The following is a 19,250-nucleotide window of genomic DNA, read 5'->3' on the forward strand; positions in this document are numbered from 1 at the left end:
AATCAAATTAGAGAAGGTGTTTGTATGAATATTGTATTCGTTGTAATAACTGTGCTCTATGGACTGTTGAGTATAATTGCTGGAGCGCTTGGTCTCAAACAAAAGAAGAGTTCAAGGTTAGCTACATTAATGATGATAACTGGTGGAGTGCTATTAATTGTGTCAGTGTTGATTACGAAAAATAACTTGATTTTATCAGCAATAACTCTATTAGTTGGGCTAGTTCTTAATCATATATCTGCAATACTTAGTGGAATTAAGATTTATGGGAAAATAAATGTAGGACATCATATTATAAGACTTATAATATCTGCGGCAGTGATAATTTTATATTTTTTTATTCTTTAGGAATTTATATCTCAATTATATCTATGGATAATTATGCGAACAGACTTAAGACATAATTTAAGTAAAAGAATAAAAAAAGAAGAATATGTCGCCTGTAAGATTCTTCTCATACGTTCAGAAAAGGCAGATGCGCAAAAAAATCCACTAAAGAAGATCACTTTAGCGAATTTTTCATAATAATGGTATAATTTTCATAGTAGTGTACAGGTTCTTTTAGTCAGTTGTTATTTTGTTCACGCTGGAAAATTATTAGATACTAGAATTTTAGAACAAGTATGAATTGATTTTTGCATTGAAGAACCTAAGTGTAAGGAGAAATTATGTATAAGATAATGATAATAGAAGATGAAGAAAAGATAAGAAATATAATAACAGATTCTCTTAAAAAATGGGGATTTGACATTTACTCTGTTGAAGATTTTAGTAATGTGGTTGGAGAATTTGTAAGTTATTCCCCAAGTCTTGTACTAATGGATATAAACCTACCAGTATTTGATGGGTTTCATTGGTGTAATCAAATAAGAAATATATCAAAGGTGCCAGTATTATTCTTATCTTCAAGAAACACAAATATGGACATTGTAATGGCTGTAAATATGGGTGGAGATGATTATATAACTAAGCCTTTCTCTATGGAGGTATTGATAGCCAAGATTAATGCTGTTTTGAGACGAACTTATTCTTACTCTGATGCTTCAATTGATGTAATAAATTATAATGGTGTATTACTTTCACTTAAAGATAATACGCTACTCTATGAAAATAAAAGTACTGAACTCACAAAAAACGAATTTAAAATACTATACGTACTGATGAAAAATCATGAAAGAATAGTAAGTAGAGAAAAAATCATGCAGGAACTATGGGAAGATGAGAGTTTTATAGATGATAATACTTTAACAGTAAACATAAATAGGTTAAGAAGGAAGTTAAATGAGATAGGGTTAGGGGAATATATAAAAACAGTAAAGAATCAGGGGTATATGATAAAATGAGCTTTTTTAGATATTTAAAAGAAAGTTTGAGGTTTTTAGTTTTTTATGTAATTCTTTTGACTTTTATATTACTCTCTCTCTACGTGGACAGAAGCAACAAAGTTTTGAAATCAAATTTAATATATATGATTACTGTTTCAATTATAATGTTAGGATTTTTCATTTTATATGATTATGCTGTTAAAAATAAGAATATAAAAAGTTTGAAGGAAATACAAAAGTCAGAAGATAAGACACCTATATTTACTGAAGCTTTTGAATATAAGGACGAAATTTATCAGTTGATTATTTCTGATTTATATAATGAGTATGTACATTCCTTGAGAAATATAGAAGAAAGTTTTTCGGAGAACGGTGAATTTATGATGAGTTGGGTACATGAAATTAAAACACCGATAACTACTGCGAAGCTTATATTGGATACAATAAGTTTTCAAGAACAATCAACTGTAACATCATTAAAGGAAGAACTTGATAAGATAGATAGTTATGTAGAAAAGGTCCTATATTACTCAAGAAGCAATGATTTTTCAAAGGATTATGTTATAAGCGAAGCTTTCATAAATAATGTTGTTAAGGAAAGTGTGAAGAAACATTCTATAATTTTTATACGGAAACATATTAATTTTTTAAATAAAATTGATGATAGATTGACAGTGGATACAGATAAAAAATGGTTAGCATTTATAATAGATCAGATTGTATCAAATGCTCTTAAATATACCGAAGATGGAGGAACTATAAGTTTTTATACCTCTAAAAACCACAATGAAATAGTTCTTACTATAGAGGACGATGGTATAGGAATAAATAGAGAAGATATAGATAGAATATTTTCTAAGTCTTTTACCGGTAATAACGGCAGGGACAATAATCTTAAAGCTACCGGTATGGGGTTATATCTCGCTAAAAAACTTTCTACAAAGCTAGGCCATAGATTAACGGTAGAATCTGAATATGGAAAAGGGACAAAGTTTAATATTTGTTTTCCTTTATACGGGGATTGATGAAGTGGTTCATCTAAAGATGAACCAGCTCGATCCGAAATCTATTTTTAAAACTCTCACGAGTTTTGGTGAGAGAATTCAAAAATATAAATTCTAATATGAAGTAGTTTATCTATATTACAAAATTGTAAGTTAGAAAAGCAAAATGTAAGCCAAAAAAATGGCAGTACATTTTGTTTTTTTATATACTTTTAATATAGGGTTCAGCAAAGATAGCCTTTTAGAGCTTAAACTTTTGGAATTATTTTAAGAATTGTATCAATGTGATTACGGTGCACCTACAAAATAAATTTGGAGGTATTTATATATGGAAGTATTAAATATAAAAAACTTAAAAAAGGTATATGGATCAAAATTTGGATCAGTGAAATATACAGCTCTGGATAATATAGATCTAAAAATAAATGAAGGTGAATTTGTAGGGATAATGGGCCCTTCAGGTTCAGGAAAAACTACTTTTTTGAATGTAATATCAACCATAGATAAGCCTACTTCAGGGAGTGTATATATTGACGGTAATGATGTAACAAAGCTTAAAGAGCCAAATCTATCAAAGTTTAGAAGAGAGAAACTTGGTTTTATATTTCAAGATTTTAATCTTTTAGACAACATGACGCTTAAGGAAAATATAGTATTACCTTTGGCATTATCCAAAACTTCTTACTCAATTATAGAAAAAAGGTTAGCTGATATTACAAATAAGCTAGGAATAAGTGAAGTGCTTAATAAACATCCTTATGAAGTTTCCGGTGGACAAAAGCAAAGAGCAGCTGCTGCAAGAGCTATGATTTCTAACCCGTCTTTAATACTCGGGGATGAGCCTACAGGAGCGCTTGATTCCAAATCCTCTAAGGAGCTGTTAGGGGCTTTGAATAATTTGAATGAGAATAATAAAGCGACCATTCTTATGGTAACCCACGATGTTTTTGCAGCATCATACTGTAAGAGAGTTATATTTATAAAGGATGGAAAGTTATTTAATGAAATATATAAAGGTGATATGACAAGAAAAGATTTTTATCAAAGAATTTTAAAGATACTTTCTGTTATAGGAGGTGATATTGATGACATTGGTTAGTATTACAACCAGAAATATAAAAAAGAATTTTAAAAATTATTGGTCATATTTTTTAAGTTTATCTTTCAGCGTATTTTCAGTCTATCTTTTTATGTCTATTTTATATAGTAAATATATTCAAGACGAGCTTGGGGACATGAAAAAGTTTATAACATTATTTAATGTTGGGGCAGTAATGATTGTGATGTTTTCAGCATTTTTTATATGGTATTCGAATTCATTTTTTATTAAGTCAAGGAAAAAAGAGTTTGCTACCTATATGCTTCTAGGAATGTCTAAAAATCAAGTTGCAAAGATTAATTTTTATGAAAATACATTTATTACTGCAATTGCACTGATAACTGGTATAGCACTAGGACTAATTTTTAGTAAGTTTTTCATAATGATTCTTTTTTATATGGTTAAAATATCATCAGCTGTGCCTTTTCAGTGGAATTTAAGAGCTATAAAGATGACCTTAAAGATATTTGTAGCTATATATGTTATTATTTCAATCCATGGTTCAATTATTGTAAGGAACAGTAATCTTATAGATTTATTTAATGCATCAAAAAGGGGTGAGAGAGGTTTAAAAGTATCAGCAATAACATTTTTATTTACCATTGTATCAGTTGTTTGTATGTATTTTGGTTATAGTATTGCTATCCAAGAGTTAGGTAGCAATCTACTTAAGGCTCCAATAGTTGTGGCTTTGGTAGTAGTAGGTACCATACTGCTCTTTACTTCTGCCACTTCATTTTTAATATATATAAATAAGAAAAATGAAAAGAGTCTTTTTAAAGGTACTAAGCTTATATCAACTTCACAGCTGTATTTTAGATATAGAGGAAATGTTGGGACTCTCAGTATCATTGCAATAAGTACTACTGTCGCTCTTTGTGCTTTGGTTACCTGTGTGGGATCTTATACAAGAGCTGAAGAAAACTCGAGATATATGAGACCTTTTTCAGTTGAGTATTTTAAAACAAAGGATGAAAATGCTATTTTTGATAGAGTTCTAGCTAATCACAAAGAAATATCAGTTAAATATTCTGACGAACTTGAATTGATTATAGTAAATGCAGAAGATCCTATTAATAATAAAAATTCTGACTTTTATGTTATTAGACAAAGTGATTTTAATAAGATAAACGAACACCAGAAGGTCGACAGAAAAGCAGAATTAGATTATGAAGATGATTGCTACTTCATACAAGTGCAGAGCTTTGCTGCTAATAAAAGTGCATTAAATAAAAGAGTTAACATAAATTTAAAAGATAAAAATTATAGTTTAAAGGTTGCTCAAACAGATATAAAACCTTTTACGGCGCTTGATCACTTTAACCAAACTTTTGTAGTAAAAGACAATATCTATGATTCTATGAAGTTAAACTCCGACAAATCAAAAATTATTAAGCTAAAAGGATATATTCTAGATAATGATTTCAAAGCAGAGAACTTCTTAAAAGACTTAGGAAAAAGCCTTTATAAGGAAAGTGGACTGGTGACTTTCTATGAACATTATACCGATGGTTTAAAGTTATTAGGTATGATGGCATTTATAGGGGTGTTTATAGGTGCATTATTTATAACTGCCACAGGAAGTATAATATACTTTAAGATGGAGATGGAAGCAACAGAAGACAAGGAGAAGTTTATTACCTTAAGTAAAATCGGAGTAAGTAAAAGTGAAATAAAAAGTGCAGTTGCAAAAGAATTAGGATTGCTATTTGGCGCGCCATTTATGGTTGCTGTTATAAACTCACTACCGGCAACCATTGCACTTGGAAAAATGCTTTCTTTAAAGCTTATGAATAGTTTTATTGTGATAGCTTCGGTATATGGGCTTATCTACTGTGTGTATTACTTTGTGACTTTAAATTCTTATACTAAGATTGTAGTTAGTAAGAATGCTTAAAGTTTTTCGAGGAAGAAATTATGGGGACATTTCTAAAGCTTAGGTTACGCATGTTAGAAAATCGTGCAACTATGAATTTTAAGCAGGTATAACGTAATAGTTAAACTAGGAGACCTATAATTAAAGTGGTAAAAATTGAAGATTGTAGCTATATTAATTATTAGAAGTTGATTATTGGACATTGAATTAGGGAATAAAGTATAATATCATATAATTAATAATTATTATTGATTGTACTTTATTCCTTAAGGAGATGATTTTTTGAAGATATATTCATGGAATGTTAATGGGCTTAGAGCCATTATGAAAAAAGACTTTTTAAACTTTGTAGAAACTGATTCACCAGATATACTATGTATACAAGAAACTAAACTGCAAGAAGCAACTTTAGATGATGCAGCTAGAAATATAAAAGGGTACCACTCGTATTTTTCTTTTGCTGAGAAAAAAGGATATAGTGGAGTAGCTACATATTCTAAAGTCGAACCTATAAGTGTTAGCCATGGTATAGGTATTGAAGAGTTTGATAGTGAAGGAAGAATTTTAATAACAGAGTTTGAAGGATTTACTCTGTTTAATATATACTTCCCAAATGGACAGAGCAGTGAGGAAAGATTAGATTATAAGATGAGATTCTATGATGCCTTACTTGAATATTGTAACGAGAGAGTAAAAGAAGGGAAGAAGCTTGTAATCTGTGGTGATTATAACACTGCACATACACCAATGGATATTAAGAATGCAAAGTCAAATGAAAAGACTTCGGGGTTTTTACCAATGGAAAGAGAATGGATGGATAAATTTATTGCTAACGGCTACACAGATACCTTTAGACATTTTAATCCAGAGACTATAAAATACTCATGGTGGAGCTATATGTTTAAATCCAGAGAAAGAAATACAGGATGGAGAATAGACTACCATTTTGTATCCAATAACCTTTTAGAAGAAGTTGTAGGTGCCGATATTCTGAACGAGGTATTTGGTTCAGATCATTGCCCAGTATCCATAGAGTTAAAATAATTTACTGAACGCGTTTAAAATAGTAAAAGCCTCCTTAAGAACATCGTTACGGATTTTCTATAGGAGGCTTTTCTAAAAGGTCTCTTTACAAGACCAATGTTTTAAATTGGGTATAAGTTATGAGATGGAATTGCTTCTCTTACCTTTGTTGAAGAAATCCAAAGTAATGCAATAGCTCCTTTCGAGTTTCCAACGTATTCAACTTCAATTTTATATTCATTTTCACTTTCAAAATCGACCATTTCAAAATCTACTGGTAGTGAATAATAATCTTTAACTCTAAGAATTTCTTTACCATTTAGCTTTACGGTACCATCACCTACACAAACCAACTGCAGTTTGTATCTTTGAGAGATAGGAAGTTTTAATTTCCCAGTCCATCTCACTGAGAAGATTTCGCCCAAATCTTGCGGTCTATCAGTTTTCCAGTTAAAGCTAATATTCTCATCTAATCTCTTTAACCTAAGATCAGTAAAGTTTTTGTTGGCATAATAACTTCCCATTAAACCACCGCATTCAGGTGCGTCTATTTGTATATAAGTCAACTGTCCTCCGGGATAAACTCCATTGTTTGTGACTTTATAATCGTCATGATTGTGCATCGGATAAAATTGAGGGAAAAAGTTACTATTTGGACTTTCTTCTGGTTCATCGCAGATATCTATATAATTTGTTGTATTAATATTTAACACATTTATAGGTTCTGTAGGGATTTCTGCTATAAGTGAAGGGTCATGAGCTTTAAGTTCATGAATTTGTCTACAAACAGAAGGTATACAATTCTGCCCCTTTACTATATATTTTCTGTATATAGGACTCTTGTTTTCGGCATTTATCAAAAGATCATAGGTTTCACCAGAACCAATTGTGCAGGTAAAGCCCATTTCAGTTACAGGGTGTTTCATATGGCTCATATCATTAGAAGTATGATTCATTTCTAAAAATGGACTTATATGTGAATCCTTACCTATAACTCTAAAGTGCCATCCGTGTATATGCCAAGGTATTACTTGGTAACTAATATTTATCATTCTTAGTAAGAAGTTTTCCCCAGTTTTTACATGAACATATGACTCATAATTTAATTGTGCTAAATCAGGATCACTACTATCTGAAAGTGTTTGTGGATGTGGAAGTAAAGAATAAGGGAAAGGTCTTCCGTTTACAAGCCAGAAATTAGGTTTGTAGTCTATAGGATTAAAGTTAGCACCATTTAATACACTATCATGCCAGGTTTGATCAATGTCTGATAATAACATTATATATTCCTTATTGAAAAAGGAATGGATGTTATTATAGGCAAAGTTTCTATTTGTAGCAGAACAAGGTATATCAGAAACAACTTCTCCATTGTTAAGCCATCTTCCGCGCTTATCTTTTCTTATTCCATTCTCTGCCAGACTCTTATAAGATGGATATATTACTAATGCGCCATACATTCCCATTTGTACATGTTCAGAGGCCTCCTGGTGACAATGATACATTAAAGTGCCGGGATGTTCTGCATAAAAATAATAGGTTAGTGTTTCAGGTTTATTACTCCCGTTAAACTCCCACATAGGAACCGCAAACGACATCTCAGGAAAACCATCTAGCTGTGTAGCTACATGGGCCCCATGCATATGAACTGTATGAGGATCCATTATATTAACATACTTCATACCAAGATTGATCAATGTAATATAAATCTTGTCGCCAACTTCTCCCCAAACAATAGGGGATGGTAGATATGCACTTCCCTTCAAAGCATATAAATCATCAAAGTTTTTTCGGTCTTCCCAATTTAAATTCTCGTTTACTACCTTGTCATCGATCCTATATAAACCGCCAACAAATCCGTATATAAGAACTTCAACTTCTGTTGTAGGATCAGGAGGAAGTTCTGAAGATGTAGGTAATTTGGTTTTGCCATCAGTAGCTAGCAAAACATAATGTCTTACAGCCATAGTTATCATCCTTTCATGTACAATATACTTTGCTAATAATTGTACATTAATATATTATATGTAATAATATGTCATATGTTATAAAGATGTACCACTCGATCAAAAATCTATTTTATTTGAAACTAGTTTATCTATATATACGAAAATAAACCACTTCAAATTAAAATAATGAAGTGGTTTATCTTACCTTGCAGAGGGGTAGAGATCAATATGTTTATATATATTAACATTGTCTATAAATTGATGGATACCAATCTAAAGGGCAATGATAATTGCATAAAATTATTACTTTTCAGATGAAACTAGTGAAAATAGTACGCTGTTTTCTAAATGTATATGAGTGAATAGGTCCTTTTCAAGAGCTTCTATCTGAGCATATACAAGCCTGAATGTAGTACAAGTATCTTTTGGTGCTGAGAAATCATTTGTAAGTTCTCTTATTTCTTTAAGTATGTCACCAGCAGCATCATGCTCAGACTCGGTTTCTTTTATAAATTCAGCTACCTTTGTAAGTGTAGTAGTAGATTTATCATCACAATATTTTTCTATCAAAGGAAATAGCACTTCTTCTTCTTTTATTAAATGCTCTTCTAATTCTATTTTTAGGAGTCCAAACAGCTTGTGTAGTTTTAATAGAAGTTCTTGATGATGAGAAAAGTGAGCTTTCAAAATTTTCATCATAAGTAAATCAATATTAGGTAATTGTTTTTTTGTGTAAGCGTGGTGAGTTCTTACTATATGATTTATAATATCGATTGGTGATTCCTTCCTCCAGTCAATATATTCATTATTAGACTGGAGAAATACCTCATAAGATTCATTAAGTTCCTTTAAAATATCTTCAACATTCAGATTTTTTTCAAGTAAAGCAGATTCTAAGTTATCATGACCGCCACAGCAATAATCAATTTTATATTTATTAAATATTTCGCTTGCTAAAGGAAAGTTAGAAACTATTTGACCTAAAGTATCTTTTTTGTCTATTTTGTTTATCATTATTTACCTCCAAATTGTTATATTGCATTAAGTGCAAGACTTCCGATATATTCACAAGCTCTTTCTACTTCATGAAGAGACTCTTCTTTTACAGCAAATCTTATTCTTATAGGGAAAGCAACATCTGACATACCAGTAGATTTTATTACATTAGAAGTTTCTAATACATTGGCATTTGTCTCAAGTAGATAATCTTGTATTACTTCTATAGATTCACCGCTCCAACCGTAAGAACCAAAGGCTGCAACTATTTTATTAGATAAGTCCATTGCTTTCAATTCTTTTAATACATCTTCTAAAGAGCCTATCATATCACCATATCTAGTTGAGCTACCGAAAAGTACTATATCAGAGCTGTTTATATAATCTAATACTTCTTCCTTTGGAGTTTTATTTACATCTACAGTTACAGCAGTTATTCCCTCAGTATTAAGGAAAGCAGCAATGCTTTGTGAAAGTTTTTTAGTATTACTTGTCATAGTAGAATATATTACTGCTGCTGATTTGGTAGTTGTAGTATTTTTGCTTAATTCTGCATATAACTTAACAAACTTTTCTATTTCAGTTCTTAGTATATATCCATGAGATGGAGCTATCATCTTAATATCAAGATCTTTAATCTTGTTTATCATATATTGAACATGCTTTCTATGTGGGTGCATGATTAATGTATAGTAAACCTTAAAGTCCTCAAATATGTCTTCCTTAGCTAAATCATTAAATACTTCTGTATTAGCAATATGTGTGCTGAATATGTCACAAGGGAATAAAATTTTATCTTCAATGCAGTAAGTTATCATAGTTTCTTCAGTGTGAAGATATGGTGTTTCTAAGAATAGTAAAGTCTTACCACCTATATCTAACTTATCTCCATCTTTAACTACTAAGAAATTTCTCTTGTGAAGTTTGTACATTTCTTTTAATTCTTCAACTGCTTTTTCTGTACAAACTATAGTAGCATTCTTAGCTTGAGCTGCAAGACTTCCAAGTCCCCCTGAGTGATCTGGTTCTGTATGGTTTATAACTATATATTGTATTTTCATTAAATCTACAGTTTCTTTTAAATTATCTACGAATTCTTTTCCAAAGCTTATATCTACAGTATCTATAATTGTTGGTTTCTCTGTATTCAATAAGTAGCTGTTATATGTTGTACCTTTTGTTAATGTAAGTCTATGGAATGGAACATCTCTATCGTCTACTTTACCTACGCTATATATGTTTTCTGCAATCATCATTTTATTTATCATAATTAAGCCTCCTAAATTTTATATCAAATTAATTTTTTTTCGTTTGCTATGGCTTAATTATATGAGCATTAGGATTTTAAAAATATGATTCAAATCAAATTTTAAAATAATTATAAAAAACTTTTTTATCTATAAAAATACTAAAGCTCCTGTAAACAAAACAGGAGCTTTAAATAACAATATTAAATTATAAGATTTTTTACATAAAATCATTTAGTTTGCTAGAATCTCGAATGATTAAAGTTTTGTTTCCTACTAAAGATATTACGCCAGAGTCTTGTAGCTTAGTTAGCTTTCTGCTTATAGTTTCGCGAGTAACCCCTATATAGTTAGCCATATCCTCTCTGTTCATAGGTAAGTTAACTTCTATTCCTAAGTCAGTATTGTGCCCGTATTTTTCTCCGAATTCAGAAATAAGATTAGCAACTCTTATGTCAGCATCGTTGGTTGCAAGATTCTGTGCAAGATTTTCAGCTTCCATAAGTCTTTTAGAAACTTCAGTCAATATTTTTACTGATATTTCAGGATTTTCTATTAGTATAGTGTGCATTGCCTCTTTGCTTAAAGAACATATCTTTACAGAAGAGAGAGCATATGCAGAGAAATTATATTTATCTTTTTCATTAAATAGGCTAAGTTCTCCGAAGAAATCACCTGGAGCTAAAACTCGTATTATTTGTTCTTTTCCTTCTTTTGTGACCTTTGTGAGTTTTACTTGCCCTTGATTTATAATTACTAAAGAGTTAGAAAGATCTCCTTCGACACAAATTGATTCACCTTTATTAAAGCTAAGGTGATTTATTTTAGAAACAACCTTAGATAAATGATCTCTGTCAAGTGATGCAAATATGGGAACTTTGCTAGCACAAAGTTTGGTTTTACAACTTTCACATTGAATTTTATTCAAATATATCACCTCGCGAAGTGTTAATAAATATTTATATATTATTTTATCATAGATATATCTTTATATAAACTAATCTATTATTGTAACTTTTGAAAATAGATTTAGCGTTGAAGTGCTTAATCATTAGAAATGGTTTTCATATTTTAAAATGACTCAATAGCTTGGTTTTGAAAGTGGTCGTAAGTAAAATTGCAATTTACAGTTTTTAGTATCAAAAGGAGTTGAATTACGTATATTGTAATAAAAGTGAAGTTTGCTTATGATTTTATTGCATAATTTTAATATTTTTTTATAAAAACTAATTATTATATTGATTTTTTTGACACTTTAGTGATATTATTATTTCACAATATAAATTTTTTTAGATCTTTAAATGAATCATATGGTATAGTAAATTTACCATAATAAAAAATAATATAAGAGTATGTTGTATTGAAATAAAAATTATATATTTATGAAATATAAGAATACTTAAATCATATGGTTAAGAATTATTTATTGAGTAAATGTAGCAATTTTATCTAATATAGCAAAAGTAATATTAAAGGGGGACTGGCTATGTTTTGTAACTTTCCGAAAGAGCAAGGTATGTATGATCCGAGTTTTGAAAAAGATGCCTGTGGTATTGGGGCAATTGCACATATTAAAGGCAAAAAGAACCATGCTATCGTAAAGGATGCATTAGATATTCTTGTTAAGTTAGAGCACAGAGGGGGCGCTGGTGCTGATCCTAATGTAGGAGATGGAGCAGGGATATTGATTCAGGTATCGCACAATTTCTTTACAAAAGTATGTGAGTTTGAATTACCTAAAGAAGGGCACTACGGTGTAGGAATGTTCTTCTTATCAAAAAATAAAGAGAAGAGAGAAAAAGCAAAGGCGCTTTTTGAAAATATTGTTCTTAATGAAGGGCATTGCTTTTTGGGATGGAGAGAAGTTCCTGTTAATCCAGAGGATTTAGGAGACGCATCTAGAGAAGCAATGCCTTTTATAATGCAGGGTTTTGTTGCTTCAAATAGCGATAACTTCGATCCAAAGACTTTTGAAAGAGAACTTTATGTAATTAGAAGATTATTTGAAAAAGAAGCTGTTGAAGCGTATGTTGCTAGTCTTTCATCAAAGACTTTGGTATACAAAGGAATGCTTACAGCAGTTCAAGTAGAAAAGTTTTATCCAGATTTACAAAATGAACTGATGGATACAGCTATAGCTCTTGTTCACTCAAGATTTAGTACTAATACTTTCCCAAGCTGGGAAAGAGCTCATCCTAATAGATACATTATTCATAATGGTGAAATTAACACTATTAGAGGTAATGTAAATTGGATGAATGCAAGAGAATCAGAACTTAAGTCAGATATATTTGGAAATGAATTAAATAAAGTTCTTCCAGTAATCAATAAAAATGGTTCGGATTCTTCAATGCTTGATAATACAATAGAGTTTTTATATATGAATGGAAGAACTCTTCCTCACATAATGATGATGCTTATTCCAGAACCTTGGAGCAAGAATCATGAAATGGATAAAGATAAGAGATCTTTCTATGAGTATAATTCAACAATGATGGAACCTTGGGATGGACCAGCTGCTATAGCATTTACTGATGGAGATATTTTAGGTGCAACTTTAGATAGAAATGGTCTTAGACCTTCAAGATATTATGTAACAAAGGATGATTATTTAATACTATCATCTGAAGTTGGAGTTATGAATGTTGAAAGCGAAAATGTAAAGTATAAGGGAAGACTTACACCTGGTAGAATGCTTCTTGTTGATACAGTTAATGGTGAGCTTATAGATGACAATGATTTAAAGAAAAATTATTCTACTTTAAAACCATATGGAACTTGGGTTAAGGATAATTTGCTGAAGCTTAGAGAAATACCGGAAATCACTGTGTCTGAAGAGAAATTAGAAGAAGCAAAATTAGTTAGACTACAAAAGGCTTTTGGATACACTTATGAAGATGTTACATCTACAATAACTCCTATGTGTGTAAATGCAGATGACCCACTAGTATCCATGGGTGTTGATACACCACTGGCAGTTTTAAGTGATAGACCACAGCTATTATATAACTATTTTAAACAGTTATTTGCTCAGGTTACTAATCCACCTATAGATGCAATAAGAGAAGAGATAGTAACTTCTGTGAGAGTATATCTAGGTGCAGAGTCAAATATACTTTCTGAAGGTGAGGATAACTGTAGAAGAGTGAAGTTAGATAATCCTATATTATCAAATAAGGATTTTAATAAGGTATTATCTATCGAAAATAAAGGGTTTAAAAATGTAATAATACCAACAGTATTCAATAAGGGCAAAGAAGAAGGGAATCTTGAAAAGGCTTTAGATGATATACTAAGAAAAGCTGATGAAGCCATAGAAAATGGAACTTCAATTATAGTTCTTTCTGATAAAACTGTTGATGAAAATAATGTTCCAATCCCAGCTTTACTTGCTGTTTCAGCTTTACATCACCATCTGGTTGATGAAGCGAAGAGAACTAAGGTTAGTATAATTGTAGAATCTGGAGAACCTAGAGAAATTCATCACTTTGCGCTACTTTTAGGTTTTGGTGCTAACGCAATAAATCCTTACATGGCTTATGAATCAATTAGAACTTTAGTTGAGGAAGGTACTGTGGATTTAAGCTTTGATAAGGCAGTTTATAACTACAATAAAGGTGCTTTAAAAGGAATAGTTAAAGTAATTTCTAAGATGGGTATTTCAACAATACAATCCTACAACGGAGCTCAAATTTTTGAAGCAATTGGGATATCAAAGAAGGTAGTGGATAAGTATTTTGCATTAACACCATCTAGAATTGAAGGAATAGATCTTCTTGATATTGAAAAAGAAGCTGTGATAAGACACACACAAGGTTTTGATGCAAGACTTATAGACTTTACTCTTGATTCTGAAGGCGCTCATAAGTTTAGAAGTAATAAAGAAGAACATTTATATAATCCTCTTACAATTCATAAGCTTCAAAATGCATGTAAGACCGGTAATTATAAAGAATTTAAAGAATATACTTCTTTAGTTAGCAATGAAAAAAATAACTTAACATTAAGAAGCTTATTAGATTTAAATTTAGATAATGAAAGTATCTCTATAGATGAGGTTGAATCAGTTGATTCAATAGTTAAGAGATTTAAAACAGGAGCTATGTCCTACGGTTCAATCAGTAAGGAAGCTCACGAATGCTTAGCTATTGCAATGAACAGAATCGGTGGAAGATCAAACACTGGTGAAGGTGGAGAAGAAAGAGAAAGATTTGTTGTTGATGAAAATGGAGATTTAAGATCTTCTGCAATAAAACAAATAGCATCAGGTAGATTCGGAGTTACGTCAGAATACCTTGTTGATGCAAAAGAAATACAGATAAAGATGGCACAAGGTGCAAAACCAGGAGAAGGCGGACAGCTTCCAGCAACTAAGGTTTACCCTTGGGTAGCTAAGGCAAGACATTCAACTACTGGAGTTGGTTTAATATCACCACCACCACATCATGATATATATTCTATAGAAGATTTGGCAGAACTTATATATGATCTTAAGAATGTAAACTCAAGAGCTAGAGTAAGTGTAAAACTTGTTTCAGAAGCTGGAGTCGGTACAGTTGCAGCAGGTGTTGCAAAGGGTGGAGCTGATGTAATTCTAATAAGTGGATATGACGGAGGAACAGGAGCATCACCAAGAACTTCTATAAAGCATGCAGGGTTACCTTGGGAACTTGGACTTGCTGAAGTTCACCAAACTCTAATCTTAAATGGCTTAAGAGAAAGAGTAGTAATAGAAACTGATGGAAAGCTAATGTCAGGAAAAGATGTAGCTATTGCAGCCCTTCTAGGTGCAGAAGAGTTTGGATTTGCTACAGCGCCATTAGTAGTTATGGGTTGTGTGATGATGAGAGTATGTAATCTTGATACTTGTCCTGTTGGAATAGCAACTCAAAATGAAGAATTAAGAAAGAGATTTAAGGGAAAGCCAGAGCATGTTATAAACTTCATGCACTTTATAGCTGAGGAGCTAAGAGAGTATATGGCGAAACTTGGCTTCAGAACAATAGATGAAATGATTGGACGTACTGATAAATTAGTACAAAGATCTATTGGTGGATGGAAAGCTAAGAAAGTAGATCTATCAAGACTGCTATTCAATCCAGAAGTTCCACACGATAAAATCTATAAGTATAAAGAAAGCTATGATCATAAGCTATATAATGTATTAGATTCAAAGGTACTAGTACCAAATTCTTTAGATGCCCTTGAAGGTAAGTCCAATATTAAGTTAGAAGTGAATGTTGGTAACACTGATAGAGTATTTGGTACAATCTTAGGAAGTGAAATAACTAAGAGATATGGTGAAGTAGGATTACCTGAAGACACTATTTGGGTTAAAACAAAGGGTGCAGGAGGACAGAGTTTTGGAGCATTTATTCCTAATGGACTTACATTAGAACTTGAGGGAGATGCTAATGACTATATAGGAAAAGGACTTTCTGGTGGTAAAATCATAGTATACGAGCCAGAAACTGTGACGCTTAACTCAACTGAAAATATATTGGTTGGTAACGTAGCTTTATATGGAGCTACAAGTGGAAAGGCCTTCATAAGAGGGGTTGCTGGAGAGAGATTTGGGGTTAGGAACTCTGGAGCTACAGCAGTAGTTGAAGGTGTTGGTGATCATGGTTGTGAATATATGACTGGTGGAACTGTTGTTATACTGGGTCCAGTGGGAAGAAACTTTGCAGCTGGTATGTCAGGTGGAGTAGTTTATATTCTTGATTCTGAAGGAAAAAAGAGAAAAAATATAAATGAAAGCATGGTTCATATAGAAGAGTTAGATGCATCAGATGAAAAAAATCTACTTTCGCTTCTAGAAGAGCATGAAAAATATACTGCTTCAGCTGAAGCAAAGAAGATAGCTTCAAATTTTGAAGAATATAAGAAAGGCTTCATTAAGATAATGCCTAAGGATTATAAGAATATAATTACCTTAATTAAAGAGTATGTAGCTTCAGGTGCTTCAAAAGAAGAGGCAGAAAGAATGGCCTTTGATGTAATAAAGGGAGTAAGAAAGTAGGAAAGAGGAGGAGTATTATGGGAAAGCCAACCGGTTTTTTAGAATATGATAGGAAAGTTGCAGCTAAGAAAAAACCAAAGGAAAGATTAAAAGATTACAACGAGTTTGTAACTCCTCTTTCCAAAGAGGAACAACAAGTTCAAGGTGCTAGGTGTATGGACTGTGGTATACCATTCTGTCAGTCAGGAATAATGATAAATGGAATGGTATCTGGATGTCCTGTTAATAATCTTATACCTGAATGGAATGATTTAATATATAAAGGGAATTGGAAGAAAGCTATTGAGAGACTTCTAAAGACTAATAACTTTCCAGAATTTACAGGAAGAGTTTGTCCTGCACCTTGTGAATCTGCATGCACTGCTGGAATTAATGGACCAGCAATATCTATAAAAGAAAATGAAAGATCTATTATAGAGAGAGCTTTTGAGGAAGGCTTAATTAAGCCTAATCCTCCAAAGGTAAGATTGGAAAAAAATGTAGCAATAATAGGTTCTGGACCAGCTGGACTTGCTTGTGCAGATCAGCTTAATAAAAGAGGATATAATGTTACAGTTTATGAAAGAAATGACCGTATAGGCGGACTTTTGATGTATGGTATTCCTAACATGAAGCTTGATAAGGCTGTAATTGATAGAAGAGTAAATATCATGAAAGAAGAAGGCATAAACTTTGTAACTAACGCAAATGTAGGAGTTAATGTTGATTCTAAGGAGCTTCTAGAAAAATATGATTCAGTAGTTTTAGCTTGTGGGTCATCAAATCCTAGAGATTTAAAGGCAAAGGGAAGAGAGTTTAAGGGAATATATTATGCAGTAGATTTTCTTAAAGCAACTACAAAGAGCCTTTTAGATTCAAACTTAGAGGATAAGAAATATATATATGCAGAAGGGAAAAATGTTATTGTAATAGGTGGCGGAGACACTGGAACTGACTGTGTTGCGACAAGCCTAAGACATAATTGCAATTCCTTAGTCCAATTTGAAATTATGGGTAAGCAGCCGGAAGAAAGAACTGAAGCTAATCCATGGCCACAATACCCAAGAATTCATAAGGTTGACTACGGTCAAGAAGAATTTATTGATTTGAATGGTAAGGATCCTAGAGAGTTCTTAATCACAGTAAAAGAATTTATAGGTGATGAAGAAGGTAATCTTACTGCAGTAAAGACGGTGAATGTAAACTGGGAAAAAAACGAAAATGGTGCTTTTGTTCCAAAGGAAGTTGAAGGTAGTGAAAAGATCTGGAAAGCAGACATGGTACTACTTGCAATGGGCTTTGTAGGAGCTGAGAAGTATGTAACTGATGGCTTTGAAGTAGAAACTGATGGAAGAACAAATGTAAATGCTCAGTACGGAAAATTCCAAACTAATGTGTCCAAGGTTTTCGCTTGTGGAGATGTAAGAAGAGGTCAAAGTCTTGTAGTATGGGCTATAAATGAAGGAAGAGCTTGTGCAAGAGAAGTAGATAAGTTCTTAGAAGGATATACAACTTTAGTTTAAGATAAAAATACCACTTCATAATTTTGTGAAGTGGTATTTTTCTATTAATAAGAGTTTAAATCATTATAGATTAAGACGAGCATATATGAAAAGTAAAAGTGTTATAAATTTGATTTACATAGAGAGTGAATTTAAATGATGATATAATTAAATAGGCGATGAAGAAATTTATATTTCTACAATATTTTAATTAACAAATATTTTTAGGAGGATCTATGAGAGAAGATATATATCAAAGACTCATAGCATTAACAGAGGAAGAAGAAAAAATATTAAATGGAGAAGAAAATGTTAATAAAAGCTTATATACTGATAATGGTGAATTCATAGTAGATAGCAGAAAACTCCTACAAACAGGAGAACTAATTGATATAAGAAGACATACTAGGTTTGTACGTTTTCCAAAGCATAAACACAATTACATAGAGTTTAATTATGTTTATAAGGGGCAGTTAACACAGAATATAGATGATAGAAAGATTACTTTAAAACAAGGGGAGTTAATCTTTTTAAATCAATACATAACACATGAAATAGAAGCCTCTGAAGAAGAGGATATAATAATAAATTTTATAATTAAACCAGAATTTTTTGACTATATAATAACTCTTTTAGATGATGAAAACCTAATAAGTAAGTTTTTGTTAACTACTCTATATAAGGATTATAGTGAAGGAGAATATTTATATTTTAAAGTAGCAGATAAAAATTATATACAAGAACTTGCAGAGAAAATAATAACAGAGCTTTATGAACCTTCTATAATGAGTAAAGCAACCATTAAACTATTAGTAGGATTACTTTTAGTTGAATTAGTAAAGCGATCTAAAGATATTGAGACTTATTCAGCTAATAATTATGATAAGCTACTCATAATTCAAAGTTTTAAATATATTGATAAATATTATAAGAATGCAAATTTATTTGAACTTGCTAAAAAGTTAAATCAGCCACATTACAAACTCAGCAAACTAATAAAAAAGCATACAAAAATGACTTTCAAAGAGCTTCTTCAAGAGAAAAAGTTAAGTAAGGCAATAGAACTTTTAAAGCTTACCGAGTACTCAATAGTTGAAATAATAGATTTAATAGGCTATGAGAATCCTACTTATTTTTATAAGATATTTAAAGAAAAGTATGGAGTTACACCTAAGGAATATAGAGGAAAAAAGCTGTATGAGGATTAGACGTGTAATATAAAAAAAGA

General features: G+C 31.4%; 13 protein-coding genes. 9 read left to right on the forward strand and 4 right to left on the reverse strand.

Annotation, left to right across the window (positions count from 1 at the left end; all coding sequences use genetic code 11):
- Window positions 1–24: 24 nt before the first annotated feature.
- From bsdtw1_RS04340 to bsdtw1_RS04365, 6 genes are all read left to right on the forward strand, one after another.
- The gene (locus bsdtw1_RS04340) at window positions 25–348 is read left to right on the forward strand and encodes a hypothetical protein (RefSeq protein WP_183276377.1); all 324 of its coding nucleotides are present in this window, start codon (window positions 25–27) and stop codon (window positions 346–348) included.
- 320 nt (window positions 349–668) lie between these two features.
- A complete protein-coding gene (locus bsdtw1_RS04345) occupies window positions 669–1,343 on the forward strand; it encodes a response regulator transcription factor (protein WP_183276378.1) in 675 nt (224 codons plus the stop codon).
- Window positions 1,344–1,447: 104 nt separating this feature from the next.
- Window positions 1,448–2,350, forward strand: coding sequence for a sensor histidine kinase (locus tag bsdtw1_RS04350; RefSeq protein WP_244638108.1), 903 nt, complete (start codon window positions 1,448–1,450; stop codon window positions 2,348–2,350).
- Window positions 2,351–2,657: 307 nt separating this feature from the next.
- The gene (locus bsdtw1_RS04355; RefSeq protein WP_183276380.1) at window positions 2,658–3,428 is read left to right on the forward strand and encodes an ABC transporter ATP-binding protein; all 771 of its coding nucleotides are present in this window, start codon (window positions 2,658–2,660) and stop codon (window positions 3,426–3,428) included.
- Entirely contained in the window at window positions 3,415–5,325 is a 1,911-nt protein-coding gene (locus tag bsdtw1_RS04360; protein WP_183276381.1) for an FtsX-like permease family protein, read from the forward strand. The genes bsdtw1_RS04355 and bsdtw1_RS04360 overlap by 14 nt, the downstream gene beginning before the upstream one ends.
- A 261-nt stretch (window positions 5,326–5,586) precedes the next feature.
- Complete coding sequence (locus bsdtw1_RS04365) at window positions 5,587–6,348, forward strand: exodeoxyribonuclease III (RefSeq protein ID WP_183276382.1); 762 nt, start codon at window positions 5,587–5,589, stop codon at window positions 6,346–6,348.
- 101 nt (window positions 6,349–6,449) lie between these two features.
- Here the strand turns inward: bsdtw1_RS04365 and bsdtw1_RS04370 are convergent, their stop codons facing one another.
- From bsdtw1_RS04370 to bsdtw1_RS04385, 4 genes are all read right to left on the reverse strand, one after another.
- Entirely contained in the window at window positions 6,450–8,294 is a 1,845-nt protein-coding gene (locus tag bsdtw1_RS04370) for a multicopper oxidase domain-containing protein (RefSeq protein ID WP_183276383.1), read from the reverse strand.
- A gap of 285 nt (window positions 8,295–8,579) precedes the next feature.
- Window positions 8,580–9,290 (reverse strand): iron-sulfur cluster repair di-iron protein, encoded by a 711-nt coding sequence (ric, locus tag bsdtw1_RS04375; RefSeq protein WP_183276384.1) that lies wholly within the window; start codon window positions 9,288–9,290, stop codon window positions 8,580–8,582.
- 17 nt (window positions 9,291–9,307) lie between these two features.
- On the reverse strand, window positions 9,308–10,540 hold the full coding sequence (locus bsdtw1_RS04380) for an FprA family A-type flavoprotein (RefSeq protein ID WP_183276385.1): 1,233 nt from the start codon (window positions 10,538–10,540) through the stop codon (window positions 9,308–9,310).
- Window positions 10,541–10,739: 199 nt separating this feature from the next.
- The gene (locus tag bsdtw1_RS04385) at window positions 10,740–11,447 is read right to left on the reverse strand and encodes a Crp/Fnr family transcriptional regulator (protein ID WP_183276386.1); all 708 of its coding nucleotides are present in this window, start codon (window positions 11,445–11,447) and stop codon (window positions 10,740–10,742) included.
- Window positions 11,448–12,005: 558 nt separating this feature from the next.
- Here bsdtw1_RS04385 and gltB point away from each other — a divergent pair.
- The 3 genes from gltB to bsdtw1_RS04400 all read left to right on the forward strand — a co-directional run bounded on the left by gltB (window position 12,006) and on the right by bsdtw1_RS04400 (window position 19,230).
- Window positions 12,006–16,541: a glutamate synthase large subunit gene (gltB, locus tag bsdtw1_RS04390; protein WP_183276387.1), complete on the forward strand. Its 4,536-nt coding sequence runs from the start codon at window positions 12,006–12,008 to the stop codon at window positions 16,539–16,541.
- Window positions 16,542–16,558: 17 nt separating this feature from the next.
- Complete coding sequence (locus bsdtw1_RS04395) at window positions 16,559–18,043, forward strand: glutamate synthase subunit beta (RefSeq protein ID WP_183276388.1); 1,485 nt, start codon at window positions 16,559–16,561, stop codon at window positions 18,041–18,043.
- Window positions 18,044–18,258: 215 nt separating this feature from the next.
- Complete coding sequence (locus bsdtw1_RS04400; protein WP_183276389.1) at window positions 18,259–19,230, forward strand: AraC family transcriptional regulator; 972 nt, start codon at window positions 18,259–18,261, stop codon at window positions 19,228–19,230.
- Window positions 19,231–19,250 lie beyond the last annotated feature (20 nt).

Origin of the sequence: Clostridium fungisolvens (assembly GCF_014193895.1) — a bacterium.
Classification (GTDB): Bacteria; Bacillota; Clostridia; order Clostridiales; family Clostridiaceae; genus Clostridium_AR; species Clostridium_AR fungisolvens.